The sequence below is a fragment of the Streptomyces sp. MB09-01 genome (genome assembly GCF_033794505.1).
Classification (GTDB): domain Bacteria; phylum Actinomycetota; class Actinomycetes; order Streptomycetales; family Streptomycetaceae; genus Streptomyces.
The window spans coordinates 1-17,577 of the sequence record NZ_JARAYQ010000093.1 but is presented as its reverse complement, the minus strand read 5'-3'; the positions used below and the strand labels follow the sequence as shown (position 1 = coordinate 17,577).

Below are 17,577 nucleotides of genomic sequence, written 5' to 3'. Positions count from 1 at the left end.
CTGAACCGAAGCCGCCGCTCCGCCCGGAGCGGCGGCTTCGTCGTATGTATGGCCACTTCGCGGGGGCGCCGGTACTTTGCGCCGCGACCCGAAGGCGACCGTAGGCGACCGTGAGGAGGGCCCCATGCCGGACCGGCCCGTACCCGTGCCCGTGGAGCGGCTCGGTTTCGAGATGCCGCCCGTGCACGACACCGCCGAGGCGGCGCGCGCGCACCGCAAGGAGCAGCTCGCCGGGGCGCTGCGGCTGCTGGGCCGGCTGGGGTACGAGGACGGGGTGGCCGGGCAGGTCACCGCGCGGGATCCCGAATTCGAGGACTGCTACTGGGTGAACCCCTTCGGGCAGCCCTTCGCCGCGCTCACCGCCGGCGACCTGCTGCTGGTCGACGGGGACGGGCGGGTGCTCCGCGGGGAGCGCCGGGTCAACGAGCTGGCCTTCGCCGTGCACGCGGCGGTCCACCGGGAGCGCCCCGAGGTGGTGTCCGTGGTGCGCGCGCAGGCCCCGTACGGCCGTGCCCTCGCGGCCCTGGGCGAGCTGCTGGCCCCGATCACCGAGGAGGCCTGCGCCTTCTACGAGGACCACGCGCTGCTCGACGAGTACGCCGGAGCCGAGGAGCCCGGCCGGATCGCGCTCGCGCTGGGCCCGTACAAGGCGCTGGTCCTGCGCAACCGGGGGCTGCTGACGGTCGGGGACTCGGTGGACGCCGCGCTCTGGTGGTTCGTCGCGGCGGAGCGGGCGGCGCAGGTGCAGCTGATCGCCCGGGCGGCGGGGAAGCCGGTGCTCATCGACCACCGCGCCGCGGTCGCCACCCGGGAGCGGTTCGGGTCCGACCTGGCCGCCTGGGTGAGCTGTCAGCCGCTGCTCCACGAGGGGGACACGCCGGTGGCGTCAACATCATGAACCGTTAATCACCTGCTCTGACATCGTGCGCAATCCGGAGCACTGCCGCAGTGGTGCACAATTCGCTGGCATTGCACCGTAGTTCAGAGAGGCGGCACGTTCGTGGCTGTCCAAGAGATGTCCAGAGGTACCCATACGACGGCCTGCACCTGCGAGGAGTGCGCACGTGAGGGCCACCGCCGCGCCGTCGCCGCCTTCTTGGAGAAGCGCGACGAGTTCGCCTCCGGGCTGGGCGTGCCGGCCGCCGTGGCCCACTCGCTCGGCGCCTCCCGCCAGTGGGTCTCCGACGAACTGACCCTGTCGGCCCGCACCGTCGCCGACCGGGGCCGGGAGGCCGGGAACTCCTGGCTGTACCGGTTCTCGCGGCGGGCCGTCCTCGCCGTGTGGATCGCCGCCGGGGTGCTGCTGCTGGTCCAGGTCGCCGCCGCGCTCGGCACCGGCTGGTCCGCGGCGCGCACCGCCGGGCTGCTGGCGGCCGTGGTGCTGGCCGGGCTGCTCACGGTCGCCGCCCGCGCCCAGTCGGTGCGCGGCGGACTGCTGGCCCCGCTGGTCGGCGAGGACAACCGGCTGTCCACCTCGAAGGCGGTGTCCAGCGCCTGGGTGGTGCTGACCGCGTTCGCCACGCTGCTGCCCGCGCTGCGGCTGGCGGCCTCGGCGCCCGGGCCCGAGCGGCAGGCGCTGTACGCGGGCCTCGCGCTGGACCGGGCGCTGCCGCTGCTGGCGGTGGTCTCGCTGACGTCGGCGGTCGCGGTGCTCGTGCGCCGGGTGGTCTCCGTACGGATCATGGGCCAGCGGCTGCAGAAGCTGCCGGCCGACCGGCCGCGCGGAGTGGACCTGCTGACGGACGACGCGGGCCGCGGGAGCTTCCCCGACGCGCAGTACGTCCTCGTCTCGACGGCGGTGCTGGCCTACGCGGCGGCGTCGCTGGCCCGCTTCCCGGACCGGCTGCCGCAGCTGCCCTGGGCGCTGGCGCTGCTGGTGGCGCTGTCGGCCGCGGTGTACCTGGCGGCGAAGTACGCGGAGGGCACCCGCCCGCTCGTGCTGTCGGTGGTGCGCAGACGGGAGCCCGGGGATCTGGACGCGGCCGTCCGCCCCGGGGACGACATCGAGATCCGGGGCGTGGGCTTCGTGCCGCCCGGGGCGCAGACGCCGGAGATGCTGGCCCGGCTGGTGGTGCGGATCGGGGCGGTGCACGTGCACGTACCGCTGGTCCCGGTGCCGGGCGGGTTCACCAACCCCTCCGACGCCGTGCTGACGGTGCCGGTGCCGGCGGAAGTGGAACCCGGGCGCATCGAGATCCAGGTGGTCACGGCCGCAGGAGTGGAATCCAACCGCTGCACCATCGACGTGGCCGAGTGATCGGGGTACACATGTTTCCGTGACCCGAACCGATGTTCTTGAAGCCGAAGCCCCTCGAGACGCGGCGGGACTGCGCGAGCTGGCGTCCCGGTACGCGCTGCTGCCCCTGCGGATCTTCCTGGGCGTGACCTTCGTCTACGCGGGGCTGGACAAACTGACCGACTCCGCGTTCCTCTCCGCCAGCGGGGACGGCTCCATCGGCGATCTGATGCGCGGGGTGCGCGACACCTCCGCGATCCCCGCCCTGGTGGACCTGTCGCTGAACTCCCCCGTCGGCTTCGCCGTCGCCCTGGCCATCGGGGAGATCCTGGTGGGCCTCGGGACCCTGGCCGGCCTGCTGACCCGTGTCGCGGCCGCCGGCGGAGCGCTGATCGCGCTCAGCCTGTGGCTCACGGTGTCGTGGGCGGTGACCCCGTACTACTACGGCAACGACCTCATCTACCTGATGGCCTGGACCCCGTTGATCCTCGCCGGGGCGCCCTACCTGTCGCTGGACTCCGTGATCCGGTCGCGCCGGTCCCGGCGTACGGCGTAGGTCACCATCCCGACCAGGGCGGCGAACGAGAGGCCGCCCAAGGTCATCGGGATGACGAGGAACCACGGCAGATCCGCCTCGCCGGCCGCGTCGAGCAGGTAGAGCACGCCCGCCGCGATGAGGACCAGCCCCGCGAGGAGCCGTCCCGGCTGGAACTCATGACGCCGCACGGGCCACCTCCACCTGTCCCACACCCGTGCTCAGGTGCAGCTCGATCGTTCCGCCGGCCTCGGTGCCGGCGGCGGGCGCCAGCGTCGCCCGCTGGTGTTCGCCGCCGCTGCGGATCCGGACGTCCCGGCTCGTCTCCCCGGGCATGTGGATGTCGCCCAGACGGACCGAGACGTCGGCCCCGGCCGTCACCTCCCGCGGCAGGATCACCTTGAGCTGCCCCGCGTCGAGGGAGGCGCGGACCGGGACGGTGGCGCCCTTCGGCACGTCCAGGCGGCTGAGGTCCAGGACGGCGAGCCCGGTGCCCGCCTCGTACGAGGGCCGTACGTCGGCCACCGCGGCGGGCCGCCATTCGGTCCGCCGCCAATCGGTGCCGATCTCGGCGGGCAGCGCCGAGGCCACCGCGAGGAGGCCCGCCGTGACGACCGCGAGCAGGATGGTGCCGAAGCCGGTGCGGCCCTTGACCGAACTGACGGCGAGGCCCAGGCCGAAGACGGCCAGCGCGCCGGCCAGCCCGACCTGCAGGGCGTGGCCGAGGGTGCTGCCCTCCCACACGGAGGCGGTGGAGACGATCCCGGCCAGCAGAGCCAGTACGAACACCCGGCCGCCGATCCCGCCGCGCGGGCGGGGCGCCGCCGGGGCCGCCTCGGGAGCCGCCGCGGCGACCGGGCCCGGTGCGCCTGCGACGGTCTCGTCCTCCGGGCCCCACAGGTAGCCGGCCGACCCGACGGGGCCGGTGGTGCCGTCCTTGACCAGCGGGTCACGCCACCACGACGGGCCGCCGGGCGCCGGCGGGGCCTGGGTCTCGGGAGTCGGCGGGCGGTGGCCGGCCGCGTCCTGCGCCTTCGGCGGGAAGGCGGGCCGGTGCCGCTGCGACCAGTACGCCGCCCCGCCCAGGGCGAGGGCGGCCAGGACCGAGAAGACCGCCAGCCCGCCGTTGTCCAGCATCGAAAGGAACAGCGCGCAGCCCACCAGAGCGGCGAACACCGCCGCCAGCGTGGCCCCCTCGACCCGGCCCGTCAGCAGCTTCTTCGCCTCGCTGTCCTCCTCGCCCTCCTGGGGGAGCAGCAGCCACGCGAAGCCGTAGAAGATCAGACCGACGCCGCCGGTGACCGCGAGGACACCGAGGACGATGCGGAAGACCACCGGGTCCAGGTCGAAGTACCGGCCCAGGCCGCCGCACACGCCCGCGAGGACCTTGTCGCGCTTGCTGCGGCGCAGGGACGGCCGGGCGTCGGAGGCCGGAGGACCCCCGGGCTCCGCCGTCGGGGGTTCGTGTACTTCGGTCATGGGTCCATGGTGACGGGCCGCCGGGCCGTGCGGCACCGGGCCCTACCCTGGCGCAACCCTGATATCCCCCGTACAGAAGTGGGGGGATGCCCTGATGCCGGGCCGTCGCCGCCCGTGTGACCCTTGGTGACATGCCCGTAGCCGCCGCTCCCCGCACCCCGCACGCACCGGACGCCGACGACCCGCCGCAGCGCAAGCTCTACCGCAGCGCGGACGGCCGGATGCTCGGCGGCGTCGCGCGCGGTCTCGCGGGGCACCTCGGGCTGCCCGTGATCTGGGTCCGGCTCGCGTTCCTGGGCCTGTTCATGTGGGGCGACGGGCTGGGCGTGCTGCTGTACGCCGCGTTCTGGGTCTTCGTACCGCTCGGCGTCGGCGGCCGCAGCGGGCACCGCTCCTTCTTCGAGACCCTCCCCGACGGCAGCCGCCGCCTACGCAAACCCGACCGCGGGCAGATCACTGCGCTGATCGCCCTGTCCGTCGGCGCGGGCATCTTCGTCTCGAAGGTCCAGGCCGGCGGCGCCTCCGGCCGGTACGTGTGGCCGACGCTGCTGGTCGGGGCCGGTGTCGTCCTCGTCTGGCGGCAGGCCGACAACGCCCGCCGCGCCCACTGGACCACGGCCGCCGGACGGCACGGCCGCCTGTTCCAGGTCGCCCGGGCCCTCGCCGGCGTCGCCCTGGTCGGCGTGGGCCTCACCGTCTTCATCGTCGTACGGGGCTCCGCCGCCCAGCTCGGCAACGTGCTCACCGCCACCCTCGCCGTCCTCGTCGGCGTCGCCCTGCTCGCCGGACCCTGGCTGATCCGGATGACCCAGGACCTCTCCGAGGAACGCCTGATGCGCATCCGCGCCCAGGAACGCGCCGAGGTCGCCGCCCACGTGCACGACTCGGTGCTGCACACCCTCACCCTGATCCAGCGCAACGCGGAGGACGCCGGAGAGGTGCGCCGGCTCGCGCGGGCGCAGGAACGGGAGCTGCGGAACTGGCTCTACAAGCCCGAGGGCACCGGCAAGGAGGAGGCGGAGGAGCCCGCCACCCTGGCGGAGGCCGTGAAGAAGACCGCCGCCGAGGTGGAGGACCACCACGGCGTCCCCATCGAGGTCGTCGTCGTCGGCGACTGTCCGCTCGACGAGAGGCTGGCGGCGCAGGTCCAGGCCGCGCGCGAGGCGATGGTCAACGCCGCCAAGTACGGTGGCGAGGGCGGCCCCGTGCAGGTGTACGCGGAGGTGGAGGGGCAGACGGTCTTCGTGTCCGTACGGGACCGCGGACCGGGCTTCGACATCGACGCGGTACCGGACGACCGCATGGGCGTACGAGAATCGATCATCGGCCGGATGCAGCGCAACGGCGGGACCGCACGGCTGCGGTCCGCGCCCGACGGCGGCACGGAAGTCGAGCTGGAGATGGAGAGGGCGGCGAACGCAGGATGACCGAGGACAGCGCTGTGACGGAGACCAGGAGGGTCCGGGTGGTCCTCGTCGACGACCACCGGATGTTCCGCACCGGAGTGCAGGCCGAGATCGGCGAGACCGCCCGGACCGGGGTCGAGGTCGTCGGCGAGGCCGCCGACGTCGACCAGGCCGTCACCGTCATCACCGCCACCCGGCCCGAGGTGGTGCTGCTCGACGTGCACCTGCCCGGCGGCGGCGGGGTCGAGGTGCTGCGGCGCTGCGCCCCGCTGATGGCGGCGGCCGAGAACCCGGTGCGGTTCCTCGCGCTGTCGGTGTCCGACGCGGCCGAGGACGTCATCGGGGTGATCCGGGGCGGCGCGCGCGGCTACGTCACCAAGACCATCACCGGCACCGACCTGGTGGACTCGATCTTCCGGGTGCAGGACGGCGACGCGGTGTTCTCACCGCGGCTGGCGGGCTTCGTGCTCGACGCCTTCGCCTCGACGGACGCGCCGCCGGTGGACGAGGACCTGGACCGGCTCACCCAGCGCGAGCGGGAGGTGCTGCGGCTGATCGCGCGCGGGTACGCGTACAAGGAGATCGCCAAGCAGCTCTTCATCTCGGTGAAGACGGTGGAATCGCACGTCTCGGCCGTGCTCCGGAAGCTCCAGCTCTCCAACCGCCACGAGCTGACCCGCTGGGCGACGGCCCGCCGGCTGGTGTGACGCACGGCCGGCGGGTGCGACGCCCATCTGCGGGCGTGACCTCTGACCTGCGGGTGTGACCCACACCGCAGGCCGGACGGGCAACCGGGGCAGGTCACGCCACCCTCTACGGTGGCGTGATGAGCTTGACGGGGACACCCTTCTTCGTGGCGGTGATCGCGCTGACCGCGATCGCCGTCATCCTGCCGCTGGCCGTGTGGAGCAAGGTGCGCGGCCCTGCCGTCGTACGCACTGCCGTACGTGCGCTGATGGTGGTGTTCGCGCAGGTCACCGCCGTCGCGGTGGTGTTCGTCGCCGTCAACAGGGCCGAGCACTTCTACGCGTCCTGGGGAGACCTCTTCGGCACCGGCAAGTACGTCACGGCCGCCCCCGACCTCGGCCCGGACGGGCTCGGCGGGAAGAAGGTCGAAGAGGCCCCGAAGGTCAAACAGCAGTTCCAGCCGGTCGAGGGCCTCGGTGGCCGGGTCCGGAAGACCGAGCTCGACGGCAAGATATCCGGCGTCAAGGGCGACGTCCTGGTGTGGCTGCCGCCGCAGTACGACGACCCGGCCTACAAGGACAAGAAGTTCCCGGTGGTCGAGCTGATCCCGGGCATACCGGGGACGGGGAAGTCCTGGTTCCAGGGGCTCAAGGCGCACGAGGTGCTGGAGCCGCTGATGAAGAGCGGCAAGGTACAGCCGTTCATCCTGGTCTCGCCGCGCGCCATGCTGGTCGGCAACGGCGACACCGGCTGCGCGAACATCCCCGGCAAGGTCAACGCGGACAGCTGGTTCAGCGTCGACGTCCGCAAGATGGTCGTCGACAACTTCCGGGCCTCGGACGAGGCCCGCACCTGGGGCGTGGCCGGGTACTCGGCCGGCGCCTACTGCGCCGCCAAGCTGGCGATCCTGCACCCCGACCGCTACAGCGCGGCCGTCTCCCTGTCCGGTTACAACGACCCGGGGCAGGAGCCCTCCTCGCTGGTCGCCCAGGATCCGCAGCTGCGCACCACGCACAACCTGAAGAACCTGCTCAAGGCCGCGCCCGCGCCGCCGGCGGTCTCGCTGTGGATGTCCGGGGCCGAGCACGACGGCTACCTGTCCGGCACGGACCTGAAGGCTCTCGCGCAGAAGCCGACCGTCGTGCACGCGGAGAAGGTGGTCGGCGGCCACAACCTCGAATCGTGGTCCAAGCAGCTGCCGCAGACCTTCGGCTGGCTGAGCACGATCGTCAAGGCGCCGTAGCGGGCCGGGCCTCCGTCGGTCGGGGCGTCTGCCGGTCCGGGCCTCCGTCGCTCCCCGGGCGTCCGTCGGCCAGGCGTCTGCCGATCGGCGGACGCCGCCCGCCGAGCGCCCGTCGGGCTCGGCCCGGCGATCGCGTCGACCGCCGGCGGCGTGCCGACCCACGGGCTGGTCGCGCGCGGGGGCGAGGTCTGGCCGCGCTGGGTGCCGTTCAAGGCGGGCAGGCCGGTGGCCCTCGCCGGCGCGGACCTGCAGGCACTGCGCCCGCGGATTAGCGGACACGTGCGTGTCCATGTCCACGTGCACGTCCACGTGCACGTCCACGTCCACGTGCACGTCCCGCAGGGCCTACGCCGGGCGGGAGGCGCCGGCCCAGGGCATCGAGTCGACCGGTGCCAGCCGGACCGTCGACCCGGGGCGCGGGGCGTGGATCATCTGGCCGTTGCCGATGTAGAGGCCGACATGGGTCACCCCGGAGTAGAAGAACACCAGGTCTCCGGGGGCCAATTGGTCGCGGGACACGCGCCGGCCGGCGTTGATCTGGGTGTAGGTGGTGCGGGGCAGGGAGACCCCGGCCGAGCGCCAGGCCGCCTGGGCCAGGCCCGAGCAGTCGAAGGCACCCGGGCCCGTCGCGCCCCAGACGTACGGCTTCCCGATCGCCCCGTACGCGAAGGCCACGGCGCGGGCCGCGCGGGAACCGTCGGAAGGCGGCGCCGGGGTGCTGCTCTTCGGGGCGGCGGGCGCGGCGGCGGGCGTCTCGGCCTCGTAGGCGGAACGCTCCTCGGCGGTGAGCTTGGCCAGCAGGCGCTTGGCGGCGGTGAGCTTGTCCTCGATCACGGTCTTGTGCGCGGCGAGTTCGTCCTGCTTGGAGCGGAGGTCGGCGAGCCGTCCCGCGGCCTGCTCCCGGAGCTTCCCGACCTCGTCGAGCCGGCGGCGCACGGTGGTGATCCCGGCGGCGTTGCGGTCCCCGGCGCGGGTGATGAAGGAGGCCTGGGAGAGGTACTCCTGCGGGTCGGACGCCAGCGCGAGCTGCACGGCGGTGCCCAGGGACCCGCTGCGGTACTGGGAGGCGGCGAGCGTGCCGAGCGCGCTGCGGGCCGTGTTGAGCTGGTCGGTCTTGCGGGCGGTCTCCTCGCGCAGGCCGGTCAGCGCGCGCTCGGCCTCGTCGGCCTTCTCCTTCGCCCCGTTGTACTGCTCGGTCGCCGCCTCCGCCTCCTCGTAGAGCCGGTCCACCTCCGACTTGACCTGGGAGGGGGTGGGCCGGGGATCGGCCTGGGAGGTGCCTTCGAAGGCGGTGGCGGTGGCAGCGCCCGCGAGGGCGAGGGTGGCGGCGGTCGTCCGTGCCGTGCCGCCGGAGAGCGGGCGCTGCCTGGGCTTTCGATGACTGGCCACGAGGGCCTCACGTCCTTCCCCTGTCACTGACGCTGGGTCTTGGGGGAGGACGCTAAACCTGAAAGTAACGGGCCGATGTCGAGATGATCCGAACTGATCGGATGTGGTGGATCGGTATCCGTCAGTGCCAGAGGACGGCGATAAAGATATTGATCATGGTCAGTCCGCCGACCGCGCCGAACAGTGCCTTGTCGACCGTCTCCTCGTCGCGCTTGACGTAGACGAGGGCGAGGATCACGAAGAGGATCGCGAGCTTCACGCCGACTTTGACGTTGTTGACCGGCGTTCCGTCCATCTCGTTGAAGCCGACCAGCAGGACGCCCGTCACGAGCATGGTGAGCGCGCCGTGCAGCATGGCCGGCGTGAAGCGGGCGGTGCCCGCGCTCATCGCCTTCATCTGGGTCAGGAAACCGCCGAGCAGCGAGGCGATCCCGATGATGTGCAGGCCGACGAAGACATTGATGAGTACGTCCATGCGCTCGAGCGTACGGGGCGGTCCGATCGGCCCGGGAAGCGGACCGGCTCCCCGGTCACGGCCTCCGGCCGCGCGTGGTTGCCGATCAGAAACGTACGAGATCTTCGAACGGACGGGCGAGGTCCGTACGAGATCTGCGTACAGTTGGGGGATGGCTGCTGCTGACCTGACCCACCCCGCCGCCGACCGCATCGAGCTGGTCGAGGTCCTGGCCGCGCTCGGGCATCCCGTCCGGCTGGAGATCGTCCGCAAGCTGGCCTCCGGCGGGCAGGCGTTCTGCGGCGAGGTCGTGCCGGACCTGCCCAGGTCGAGCGTCACGCACCACCTCAAGACGCTGCGCGAGAGCGGAGTGATCTGCCAGCGCCCCCACGGCCGCAAGCTCTACCTCGCGCTGCGCCGCGAGGATCTGGACGAGTGCTTCCCCGGTCTGCTGGAACTCGTCCTGGCCTGTCGGTCCCGCCCCCTAGACTCGGAATGCGATGAGCAGCCTCTTTGACGACAGTTTCCTGGCGGACCTCTCCCCCTCCGACGAGGTCCCGCCGCCGCCTGAGGATCACGGCGCCCCGGAACAGGGCGCGGACGATCTCTTCGGGGGGCGGTTCGACGTGCCCGTGAGCGGGGACGCGTACTACCGCGACGGCGCCCCCAGGCCCGTCATCGACCCGGCGACGCTCCTGGACGGGCTCAACGAGGAGCAGCGCGCGGCCGTGGTGCACGCGGGCTCCCCGCTGCTCATCGTGGCCGGAGCCGGCTCCGGCAAGACCCGGGTGCTCACCCACCGCATCGGACACCTGCTGTCCGCGCGGGGCGTCCACCCCGGCCAGATCCTGGCGATCACCTTCACCAACAAGGCCGCCGGCGAGATGAAGGAGCGCGTCGAGGGCCTGGTCGGTCCGCGCGCCAACGCCATGTGGGTCTCCACCTTCCACAGCGCGTGCGTCCGCATCCTGCGCCGCGAGTCCAAGCGCCTCGGCTTCACCTCCTCGTTCTCGATCTACGACGCGGCCGACTCGAAGCGCCTGATGGCGCTCGTCTGCCGCGACCTGGACCTGGACCCGAAGAAGTTCCCGCCGAAGTCGTTCAACGCCAAGATCTCCAACCTGAAGAACGAGCTGATCGACGAGGAAGCCTTCGCCGACCAGGCCGTCGACGGCTTCGAGAAGACCCTCGCCCAGGCGTACGCGATGTACCAGGGGCGGCTGCGCGAGGCGAACGCACTCGACTTCGACGACATCATCATGACCACGGTCCACCTGCTCCAGGCGTTCCCGGACGTCGCCGAGCACTACCGGCGCCGCTTCCGCCACGTCCTCGTCGACGAGTACCAGGACACCAACCACGCCCAGTACACGCTGGTGCGCGAGCTGGTCGGCACCGGCTACCCGGACCTGCCCCCGGCCGAACTGTGCGTGGTGGGTGACGCCGACCAGTCGATCTACGCCTTCCGCGGCGCGACCATCCGCAACATCCTCCAGTTCGAAGAGGACTACAAGGACGCGACGACGATCCTGCTGGAGCAGAACTACCGCTCGACGCAGACGATCCTCTCCGCAGCCAACGCGGTCATCGAGCGCAACGAGAACCGCCGCGCCAAGAACCTGTGGACCGAGGCCGGCACGGGCGCGGTCATCACCGGCTACGTCGCGGACACCGAGCACGACGAGGCGCAGTTCGTCGCCGACGAGATCGACCGGCTGACGGACGCCGGCGACGCCAGGGCGGGCGACGTCGCGATCTTCTACCGGACCAACGCGCAGTCGCGCGTGTTCGAGGAGATCTTCATCCGGGTCGGACTGCCCTACAAGGTCGTCGGCGGCGTCCGCTTCTACGAGCGCAAGGAGGTCCGCGACGTCCTCGCGTACCTGCGCGTCCTCGCGAACCCCGAGGACAACGTCCCGCTGCGGCGCATCCTGAACGTGCCCAAGCGCGGCATCGGCGAGCGCGCCGAGGCGATGATCGACGCGCTCGCGATGCGCGAGAAGATCACTTTCCCGCAGGCGCTGCGGCGCGTGGACGAGGCCTTCGGCATGGCCGCGCGCTCGACGAACGCGGTCAAGCGGTTCAACGTGCTGATGGAGGAGCTCCGCACGATCGTCGACTCGGGCGCCGGCCCGGCGGTGGTCCTGGAAGCGGTCCTGGAGCGGACCGGCTACCTCGCCGAACTGCAGGCGTCGACCGACCCGCAGGACGAGACGCGGATCGAGAACCTGCAGGAGCTGGCGGCGGTGGCGCTGGAGTTCGAGCAGGCGCGGGAGGCCGCGGCGGCCGAGGCCGCCGAGACCGGAGCCCCGGCTCCCGGTTCCGGCACCCTGGCCGAGTTCCTGGAGCAGGTCGCGCTCGTCGCCGACTCCGACCAGATCCCCGACGAGGACACCGAGGGCACGGGCGTCATCACGCTGATGACCCTGCACACCGCCAAGGGCCTCGAGTTCCCGGTGGTCTTCCTGACCGGCATGGAGGACGGGGTCTTCCCGCACATGCGCGCGCTGGGCCAGACCAAGGAACTGGAAGAGGAGCGCCGGCTCGCCTACGTCGGCATCACGCGGGCCCGCGAGCGGCTCTACCTCACCCGGTCGAGCATGCGCAGTGCCTGGGGCACGCCCTCGTACAACCCGCCGTCGCGGTTCCTCGAGGAGATCCCGGCCGAGTACCTCCAGTGGAAGCGGACGGGCGCCACCCAGAAGCCGGCGGGACCGATGCGGAGCTCCGGCTACGGGTCCTCCGGTTCGGGGAAGGCGACCTTCGGCACCTCGCCCGAGGCGTTCCTGTCCTCGTCGCGCACGAAGTCGGGCCCGTCCGGGTTCGCGACGCGGCGGGCCGCGGACAAGCCGGTCATCGCCCTGGTGGTCGGGGACCGCGTCACGCACGACCAGTTCGGGCTCGGCACCGTCATGGAGGTCAAGGGCGCCGGCGCGGACGCGCAGGCCACCATCGACTTCGGGGACGACAAGCCCAAGCGGCTGCTGCTGCGTTACGCGCCGGTGCAGAAGCTGTAGCGGGCCGGGCCGGGCCGGGCTGGGTGGCCGGGCTCGGCAGGGTCGCCGGGTCCGGCAGGTCGCCGGGTCCGGCAGGGTGATCGGGCTCGGCCGTCCGGCCGGGCCCGTCAGCTGGTTACGTCGGGTCCAGGCCGTGCATGCGGAGCCACGCCAGCGGGTCGATCGCGGACCCGCCGCCGGGACGGACCTCGAAGTGGAGGTGCGGGCCGGTGGAGTTGCCGGAGTTGCCGGAGTAGGCGATGACGTCGCCCGCCTTGACCTTGCCACCGCGGATCTTGGTGGAGCTGAGGTGGCAGTACCAGGTCTCGGTACCGTCGGGCGCGGTCACTATGGCCATGTTCCCGTAGGCGCTGTTGTACTGCGTGCGCACGGTGCCGTCGGTGGCGGCCATGACCGGGGTTCCGTAGGAGACCGGGAAGTCGATGCCGGTGTGCACCGACATCCACATCCCGCCGGCCTGGCCGAAGTTGGCGCTGAGTCCCTGCTGCGTGACGGGGATGGCGAACTTGGGGCGGGCGGCCTCCTTGGCCGCGGCCTCCTCCGCCTTCTTCTTCTTTTCCTCTTCCTGGCGTTCGCGCAGGTCGATGCGCTCCTGCGTGCGGCTCGCGCGGTCCGCGAAGTCGCCCGCGTCGGCGCTGAGCGCGACCAGTTGGGTGTCGAGCTTGGTGTTCGCCGCGACCGGCTTCACCGAGGCCGGGTCGGGCGCGGCCATCGTGGTGGTGTCCTGGGCGGGCTTGTCCGTATCGGTGAGCCCGCCCACGGAGGCGGCCGCCACGCCCGCGACGCCCATCACGCAGGCGGAGGGCACGGCCACGGTCAGCAGGGCGGAACGCTTCGCCGGGGTCCGGCGACGGCTGCTGCCCGCCTTGGCGTTGCCCTTGGCGGCGGTCCGGCGCGCGGAGCGCGGAGCGGCGGTCACCGGCATGGCCTGCGTGGGAAGGTCGTGGACCTCGTGCGCCGAGTGGAGTTCGTGGACCTCGGGCAGCTCGTGGACCTCGGGCGCCAGGGGCGCTTCCGGAGCATCGGGGCTTGCGTCGGAGAGCACCTCGAAGACGGAGGTCTCGCTGTAGGTGTCGGCGTACCCGTCGGTGACGGCCTGCATCCCGGCGTCGTAGCCGACGGAGGTCGTCCCGTACGCGTACTGCTGCTGCTCCGGCTGCTCCTGCTGCTGCGCGGGCTGGTACTCGTACTCGTATCCGTACGTGGCCTCGGGCTGGGCCGGGGTCTCGGCGAGGGTGTTCCAGGCGGTGGCGTCGTAGGCGCCGGTCTCGGTACCGGTGGTGCCGTAGCCCGGCATCGCCCAGTGCCCGGTCTGCTCGCCGGCGGCGTCGTAGCCGAAGGAGGCCGGCTGGTACGCGGTGTAGCCGGAGTAGTCCGCGGCCGGTGTGTTCCAGGCGCTCGCGTCCCAGGTCCCGCTGGTGTCCTCGGGTGCGGCCTGGGCCGGGATGGTGGACAGATAAGTGTCCTGAGAGGTCCACGCGGTGGTGTCGTACGCGCCGGTTTCGTATGAGCTGTAGGCGGCGTAGTTGACCCCCTGGCCCTGCGTTTCATAGGAAACGTAGGTCGAGTCACCAGCGAAAGTGGTGGTGGTAAGGCCGTCATACCCGGGATCCGGGTACTGGCCCGACGAGGGGCGGTCGTTCACCAACTTCTCTTTCGCCTCGGCAGTGGGGCCTGGGTGGCCGGGAACTCGTGGTTCACCGGAGGAGAGCAGTGGCGTGACTGTACCCGCCGGTTACTCGCCACGACAATCTTCGCCGGGTCACCAGATTGCCGGAACCGGGCATTCGGCCGCCTTTCGGTCGCCGAAAGACGCACCCTTGGCCTTGAGTTCGAAATTCGTTCGACTGGAGGTCGTTCGGCGGCTAGGCGACGGACGCGGCCTCTGAGGCCGTGACGGCCGCCAGACCGGGTCCGTCGAGGGCGCGCCGGACCGCCGCGATCACCGCGGGGTGCGCGGGCAGCGCGAGATGCCCGATACCGGTGACCTGCACGTTTTCCACACACAGATCCGGGTGCTCGATCCGCGCCGTCCCCGCCGGAGTCATCAGCGCGTCGAACTCGCTCCAGAACGCCACGCAGCGGGTGGCGCAGCCGGGAGCGGGCGCGGCGAGTTCCGCCAGTACCTCGGAGTCCGGACGCATCTGCCGCACCACCGGGTGCGCGTCCATGAAGGGCGCGACGCGCGTGCCGGAGTGCGGGGTGCCGAGGGTGACGAGGGTCCGCACGCGGGTGTCGCCGCCGAGGCGCTGGACGTAGTACCGGCCGATCAGGCCGCCGAGGCTGTGCCCGACCAGGTCCACCCGGTCCTGCCCGGTGCGCTCGCACAGCTCCTCGACGCGCCGGGCGAGATGGCGGGCGGTGACGCGCAGGTCGAGGGTGAAGGGCGAATAGTTGTACGCCTCCACGTGCCGCAGGCCGTCCGCCCCGAGGGCGCGGCGCAGGAGCACGAAGACGGACCGGTTGTCGGTGAATCCGTGGAGGAGGAGGACGGGAGGGCGTGTCGCGGGTGCGCCGGCGGTGACCTTTTCCTGGCACACTCCGGTCGGATAGAGGAGGAGGTGCCCGCCGAGCACCACCACCTCGAGCGCACCGGCCCGGAGTGCGGCGCCGGACAAGGGCATGGACACGGGTAAGTACAGCCCCATCGACGGCCTCCCCTGAGCCTCTTGGGACCCGCGGCTGATGCGCCACCGTGCCGTGCGGCTGTCGGCACGGTGGCGCAATGCCGTCCCACGTGTGATTTCCCCCTCCTGGTTGACCGCGAAACGGTGGCGTGCGCGATGCTGTACTTAACGTTCGTTCACTCGGGAGGCAGTGCGATGGGTGTGACCGGTCCGATCCGTGTGGTGGTGGCCAAGCCGGGTCTCGACGGCCACGACCGCGGGGCCAAGGTGATCGCGCGGGCGCTGCGGGACGCGGGCATGGAGGTCATCTACACCGGCCTCCACCAGACTCCCGAGCAGATCGTGGACACCGCCATTCAGGAGGACGCCGACGCGATCGGCCTCTCGATCCTCTCCGGCGCCCACAACACGCTCTTCGCGCGCGTGCTGGAACTCCTCAAGGAGCGCGACGCGGAGGACATCAAGGTCTTCGGCGGCGGCATCATCCCGGAGGACGACATCGCCCCGCTCAAGGAGAAGGGCGTGGCCGAGATCTTCACCCCGGGCGCGACGACGACGTCCATCGTGGACTGGGTCAGGGCGAACGTCCGCACCTGACAGCCCGGCCGGCGTGCAGGTCGGCCTCGCCGGCGTTCGAGGCGCGGGGTCCGGGGCGGAGCCCCAGGTCCCTGCGCCGCCCCGGCGAGGCACCGCGCATCAGGCGGCCGGGGCCAGCTCCGAAAGCATGGCCGCGCGCAGCCGAAGCGTGGCCACGAGCCGCTGAAAGGCCTCGGCCCAGTACGCGGCGGCGCCGGGAACCGCGTCCGGCGGCTCCTCCGTGGCCGCGGTCAGGGCCTCCAGCCGGCCGGCCTCCGCAGGATCGAGGCAGCGCTCGGCCAGGCCCATCACCCCGCTGAAGCTCCACGGGTAGCTGCCGGCCTCCCGGGCCATGTCCAGCGCGTCCACCACCGCCCGGCCCAGCGCCCCCGCCCACGGCACGACGCACACCCCGAGCAGTTGGAACGCCTCCGACAGCCCGTGGGCCCGTATGAATTCGGCGACCCATTCCGCCCGCTCCGCATCCGGCAGCGTCTCCAGCAGCTTGGCCCGCTCCGCGAGCGACGCCGTGCCCGGACCCGCCGCGGGCGATGCGGACGGTGGGCCGAGCAGGGCCCGCGACCACGCAGCGTCGCGCTGACGCACCGCCGCCCGGCACCACGCCGCGTGCAGTTCCTCGGTCCAGCCCTCGGCCCCGGCCACCGGCAGCGCCACGATCTCCGCCGGGCCGAGCCCGCCGAACCGCTCCCGCCAGCACGACAGCGGCGCGGCCTCCACGATCTGGCCGAGCCACCAGGCCCGCTCCCCGCGCCCGGCGGGCGGCCGCTTGACCACCCCGTCGCGGAGCATCCCCGCATCGCACTCGGCCGGCGGGGTCACCCCCTCCGGGCCCACGCAGGCCAGGGCGCGCTCGGCCATCCGGCCGGCCAGCGCCGATCGCGGCAGTGCCGACAGCAGTTCGGCGGCCGTGGCGCGGACATTGCGGCTGCGGTCTCCCAGCGCCGCCTCCAGGAAGGGCTCGTCCTCCTCCGACAGCCCCACCCGCAGCGAATCGAGGAACATCAGCCGGTCCTCGGCCCGTTCGGTGGCCCAGGTCGTCGCCAGCAGCCGCGGCGCGGCCGCCGCCTCGTGCGCCCGTACGGCGCCGAGCAGTGCCACCCGTTCCGCGAACAGTCCTTCCTGCCAGAGCCGTTCGACCCCGGCCGGGTCCGTCACGTCGGGCAGCTCCCCGGTACCGCCCGCCCCGCCGCGCAGGGCGAACCGCCAGTCCGGATTCAGCCGGGCCAGCCACAGCCCCCGGGTCCCGGCCAGGGCCAGCGCCTGCGGTCGCAGGTCGGTACGGGCCCGCGCCGCGTCCAGCAGCGCCGGTACGAGGGCGGCCGGCGCGCGGTATCCGTGCCGGCCGGCCACGGCCAGCCACTGGGGCAGCAGCTCCGTCAGGTCCGGGGCGGACCCGCGCCGCCCGCTGCCGCTGCCCGCGCCGGTCCGGCCGGCCAGCAGCTGGGCGAGCCGCCGGCGGGCCGCCTCCGGCGGCGCCGGGCGCGGATCCCGGGGTGCGGGCTCCGGGAGCGGGCCCGCCGCAGCCGGCCGCAGCCCGGCCCGGCGCCGTACGGTGTGCACGGCCGCCGCGTCCAGCAGCGCCTCCGGCGAGCCGGCCGGGCCCCCGCCCCTGCGCCGGTCGGTGCCCAGCAGCGCGGCGCCGACCAGCTCTTCCCACTCCCCGTATCCCTCGTCACCCTTGCTCATCGGGCCCCTCCCTCGCCGCTCGTCCTTCTTCGCGTCCTGCGCTCCGGTCCCGCCCCCTCCACGGGACCGGAGCGGTCGTGCGTCCGTGCCACTGCGCTCAACTGGCGTGGTTGTCGTTCATGCAAGCCCCCCGGCTTCTCGTCGTCACAGCGCCGGCGCCCCCGCGCCGCCGCTACCTCGTCGTGCCGCGTGTGGCGCCCCCCGGCGCCCACGCGGTCCCT

The 17,577-nt window shown here is 72.6% G+C and carries 16 protein-coding genes; 9 read left to right on the top strand and 7 right to left on the bottom strand.

The genetic code is table 11. The features are described 5' to 3' along the window. Positions 1–124 precede the first annotated feature (124 nt). The 3 genes from PV721_RS20410 (at position 125) to PV721_RS20400 (ending at position 2,792) form a co-directional block, all read left to right on the top strand. Positions 125–898, top strand: coding sequence for a class II aldolase/adducin family protein (locus PV721_RS20410; protein ID WP_319726443.1), 774 nt, complete (start codon positions 125–127; stop codon positions 896–898). Positions 899–1,000: 102 nt separating this feature from the next. Next, entirely contained in the window at positions 1,001–2,257 is a 1,257-nt protein-coding gene (locus PV721_RS20405; RefSeq protein WP_319726441.1) for a hypothetical protein, read from the top strand. Positions 2,258–2,276: 19 nt separating this feature from the next. Continuing rightward, positions 2,277–2,792: a DoxX family protein gene (locus PV721_RS20400; protein WP_319726439.1), complete on the top strand. Its 516-nt coding sequence runs from the start codon at positions 2,277–2,279 to the stop codon at positions 2,790–2,792. Here the strand turns inward: PV721_RS20400 and PV721_RS20395 are convergent. Next, positions 2,738–2,962 carry a hypothetical protein gene (locus PV721_RS20395; protein ID WP_319726437.1) on the bottom strand — a complete coding sequence of 75 codons (225 nt, stop codon included), beginning with the start codon at positions 2,960–2,962 and terminating at the stop codon, positions 2,738–2,740. The two genes, PV721_RS20400 and PV721_RS20395, sit on opposite strands and share 55 nt — an antisense overlap. Beyond that, positions 2,949–4,250 (bottom strand): PspC domain-containing protein, encoded by a 1,302-nt coding sequence (locus PV721_RS20390; RefSeq protein ID WP_319726435.1) that lies wholly within the window; start codon positions 4,248–4,250, stop codon positions 2,949–2,951. Before PV721_RS20390 ends, PV721_RS20395 begins: the two co-directional genes overlap by 14 nt. 131 nt (positions 4,251–4,381) lie before the next feature. On the opposite strand from PV721_RS20390, the gene PV721_RS20385 reads away from it, so the two are divergent. The 3 genes from PV721_RS20385 (at position 4,382) to PV721_RS20375 (ending at position 7,586) form a co-directional block, all read left to right on the top strand. Further along, positions 4,382–5,677 carry a PspC domain-containing protein gene (locus PV721_RS20385; RefSeq protein ID WP_319726433.1) on the top strand — a complete coding sequence of 432 codons (1,296 nt, stop codon included), beginning with the start codon at positions 4,382–4,384 and terminating at the stop codon, positions 5,675–5,677. Continuing rightward, positions 5,674–6,363, top strand: coding sequence for a LuxR C-terminal-related transcriptional regulator (locus PV721_RS20380; protein ID WP_030710448.1), 690 nt, complete (start codon positions 5,674–5,676; stop codon positions 6,361–6,363). Before PV721_RS20385 ends, PV721_RS20380 begins: the two co-directional genes overlap by 4 nt. Positions 6,364–6,482: 119 nt before the next feature. Continuing rightward, positions 6,483–7,586 carry an alpha/beta hydrolase gene (locus tag PV721_RS20375; RefSeq protein WP_319726429.1) on the top strand — a complete coding sequence of 368 codons (1,104 nt, stop codon included), beginning with the start codon at positions 6,483–6,485 and terminating at the stop codon, positions 7,584–7,586. 345 nt (positions 7,587–7,931) lie between these two features. On the opposite strand, the gene PV721_RS20370 is transcribed toward PV721_RS20375, so the two are convergent. Then, positions 7,932–8,975 carry a C40 family peptidase gene (locus PV721_RS20370; RefSeq protein ID WP_319726427.1) on the bottom strand — a complete coding sequence of 348 codons (1,044 nt, stop codon included), beginning with the start codon at positions 8,973–8,975 and terminating at the stop codon, positions 7,932–7,934. A 121-nt stretch (positions 8,976–9,096) separates the two neighbouring features. Continuing rightward, complete coding sequence (locus tag PV721_RS20365) at positions 9,097–9,450, bottom strand: hypothetical protein (protein WP_319726425.1); 354 nt, start codon at positions 9,448–9,450, stop codon at positions 9,097–9,099. 151 nt (positions 9,451–9,601) lie between these two features. Between PV721_RS20365 and PV721_RS20360 the strand changes: the two genes are divergently transcribed. Together PV721_RS20360 and pcrA are read left to right on the top strand one after the other, a co-directional pair. Further along, positions 9,602–9,946, top strand: coding sequence for an ArsR/SmtB family transcription factor (locus PV721_RS20360; RefSeq protein ID WP_319726423.1), 345 nt, complete (start codon positions 9,602–9,604; stop codon positions 9,944–9,946). Beyond that, entirely contained in the window at positions 9,930–12,446 is a 2,517-nt protein-coding gene (gene pcrA, locus PV721_RS20355; protein WP_319726421.1) for a DNA helicase PcrA, read from the top strand. The genes PV721_RS20360 and pcrA overlap by 17 nt, the downstream gene beginning before the upstream one ends. Positions 12,447–12,561: 115 nt before the next feature. Here the strand turns inward: pcrA and PV721_RS20350 are convergent, their stop codons facing one another. Further along, on the bottom strand, positions 12,562–14,091 hold the full coding sequence (locus PV721_RS20350; protein WP_319726419.1) for a M23 family metallopeptidase: 1,530 nt from the start codon (positions 14,089–14,091) through the stop codon (positions 12,562–12,564). Positions 14,092–14,311: 220 nt separating this feature from the next. After that, a complete protein-coding gene (locus PV721_RS20345; protein ID WP_319726417.1) occupies positions 14,312–15,094 on the bottom strand; it encodes an esterase/lipase family protein in 783 nt (260 codons plus the stop codon). Between the two features lie 174 nt (positions 15,095–15,268). Between PV721_RS20345 and PV721_RS20340 the strand changes: the two genes are divergently transcribed. Further along, the gene (locus PV721_RS20340; RefSeq protein WP_030710468.1) at positions 15,269–15,670 is read left to right on the top strand and encodes a cobalamin B12-binding domain-containing protein; all 402 of its coding nucleotides are present in this window, start codon (positions 15,269–15,271) and stop codon (positions 15,668–15,670) included. A 99-nt stretch (positions 15,671–15,769) separates the two neighbouring features. On the opposite strand, the gene PV721_RS20335 is transcribed toward PV721_RS20340, so the two are convergent. Then, on the bottom strand, positions 15,770–17,356 hold the full coding sequence (locus PV721_RS20335) for a DUF5691 domain-containing protein (protein WP_319726413.1): 1,587 nt from the start codon (positions 17,354–17,356) through the stop codon (positions 15,770–15,772). Positions 17,357–17,577 lie beyond the last annotated feature (221 nt).

Coding starts and splice junctions, on each gene's coding strand:
- PV721_RS20410 (WP_319726443.1), top strand. CDS start 125: ATGCCGGACCGGCCCGTACCCGTGCCCGTGGAGCGGCTCGGTTTCGAG.
- PV721_RS20390 (WP_319726435.1), bottom strand. CDS start 4,250: ATGACCGAAGTACACGAACCCCCGACGGCGGAGCCCGGGGGTCCTCCG.
- PV721_RS20385 (WP_319726433.1), top strand. CDS start 4,382: ATGCCCGTAGCCGCCGCTCCCCGCACCCCGCACGCACCGGACGCCGAC.
- PV721_RS20380 (WP_030710448.1), top strand. CDS start 5,674: ATGACCGAGGACAGCGCTGTGACGGAGACCAGGAGGGTCCGGGTGGTC.
- PV721_RS20375 (WP_319726429.1), top strand. CDS start 6,483: ATGAGCTTGACGGGGACACCCTTCTTCGTGGCGGTGATCGCGCTGACC.
- PV721_RS20365 (WP_319726425.1), bottom strand. CDS start 9,450: ATGGACGTACTCATCAATGTCTTCGTCGGCCTGCACATCATCGGGATC.
- PV721_RS20360 (WP_319726423.1), top strand. CDS start 9,602: ATGGCTGCTGCTGACCTGACCCACCCCGCCGCCGACCGCATCGAGCTG.
- pcrA (WP_319726421.1), top strand. CDS start 9,930: ATGAGCAGCCTCTTTGACGACAGTTTCCTGGCGGACCTCTCCCCCTCC.
- PV721_RS20345 (WP_319726417.1), bottom strand. CDS start 15,094: ATGGGGCTGTACTTACCCGTGTCCATGCCCTTGTCCGGCGCCGCACTC.
- PV721_RS20340 (WP_030710468.1), top strand. CDS start 15,269: ATGGGTGTGACCGGTCCGATCCGTGTGGTGGTGGCCAAGCCGGGTCTC.
- PV721_RS20335 (WP_319726413.1), bottom strand. CDS start 17,356: ATGAGCAAGGGTGACGAGGGATACGGGGAGTGGGAAGAGCTGGTCGGC.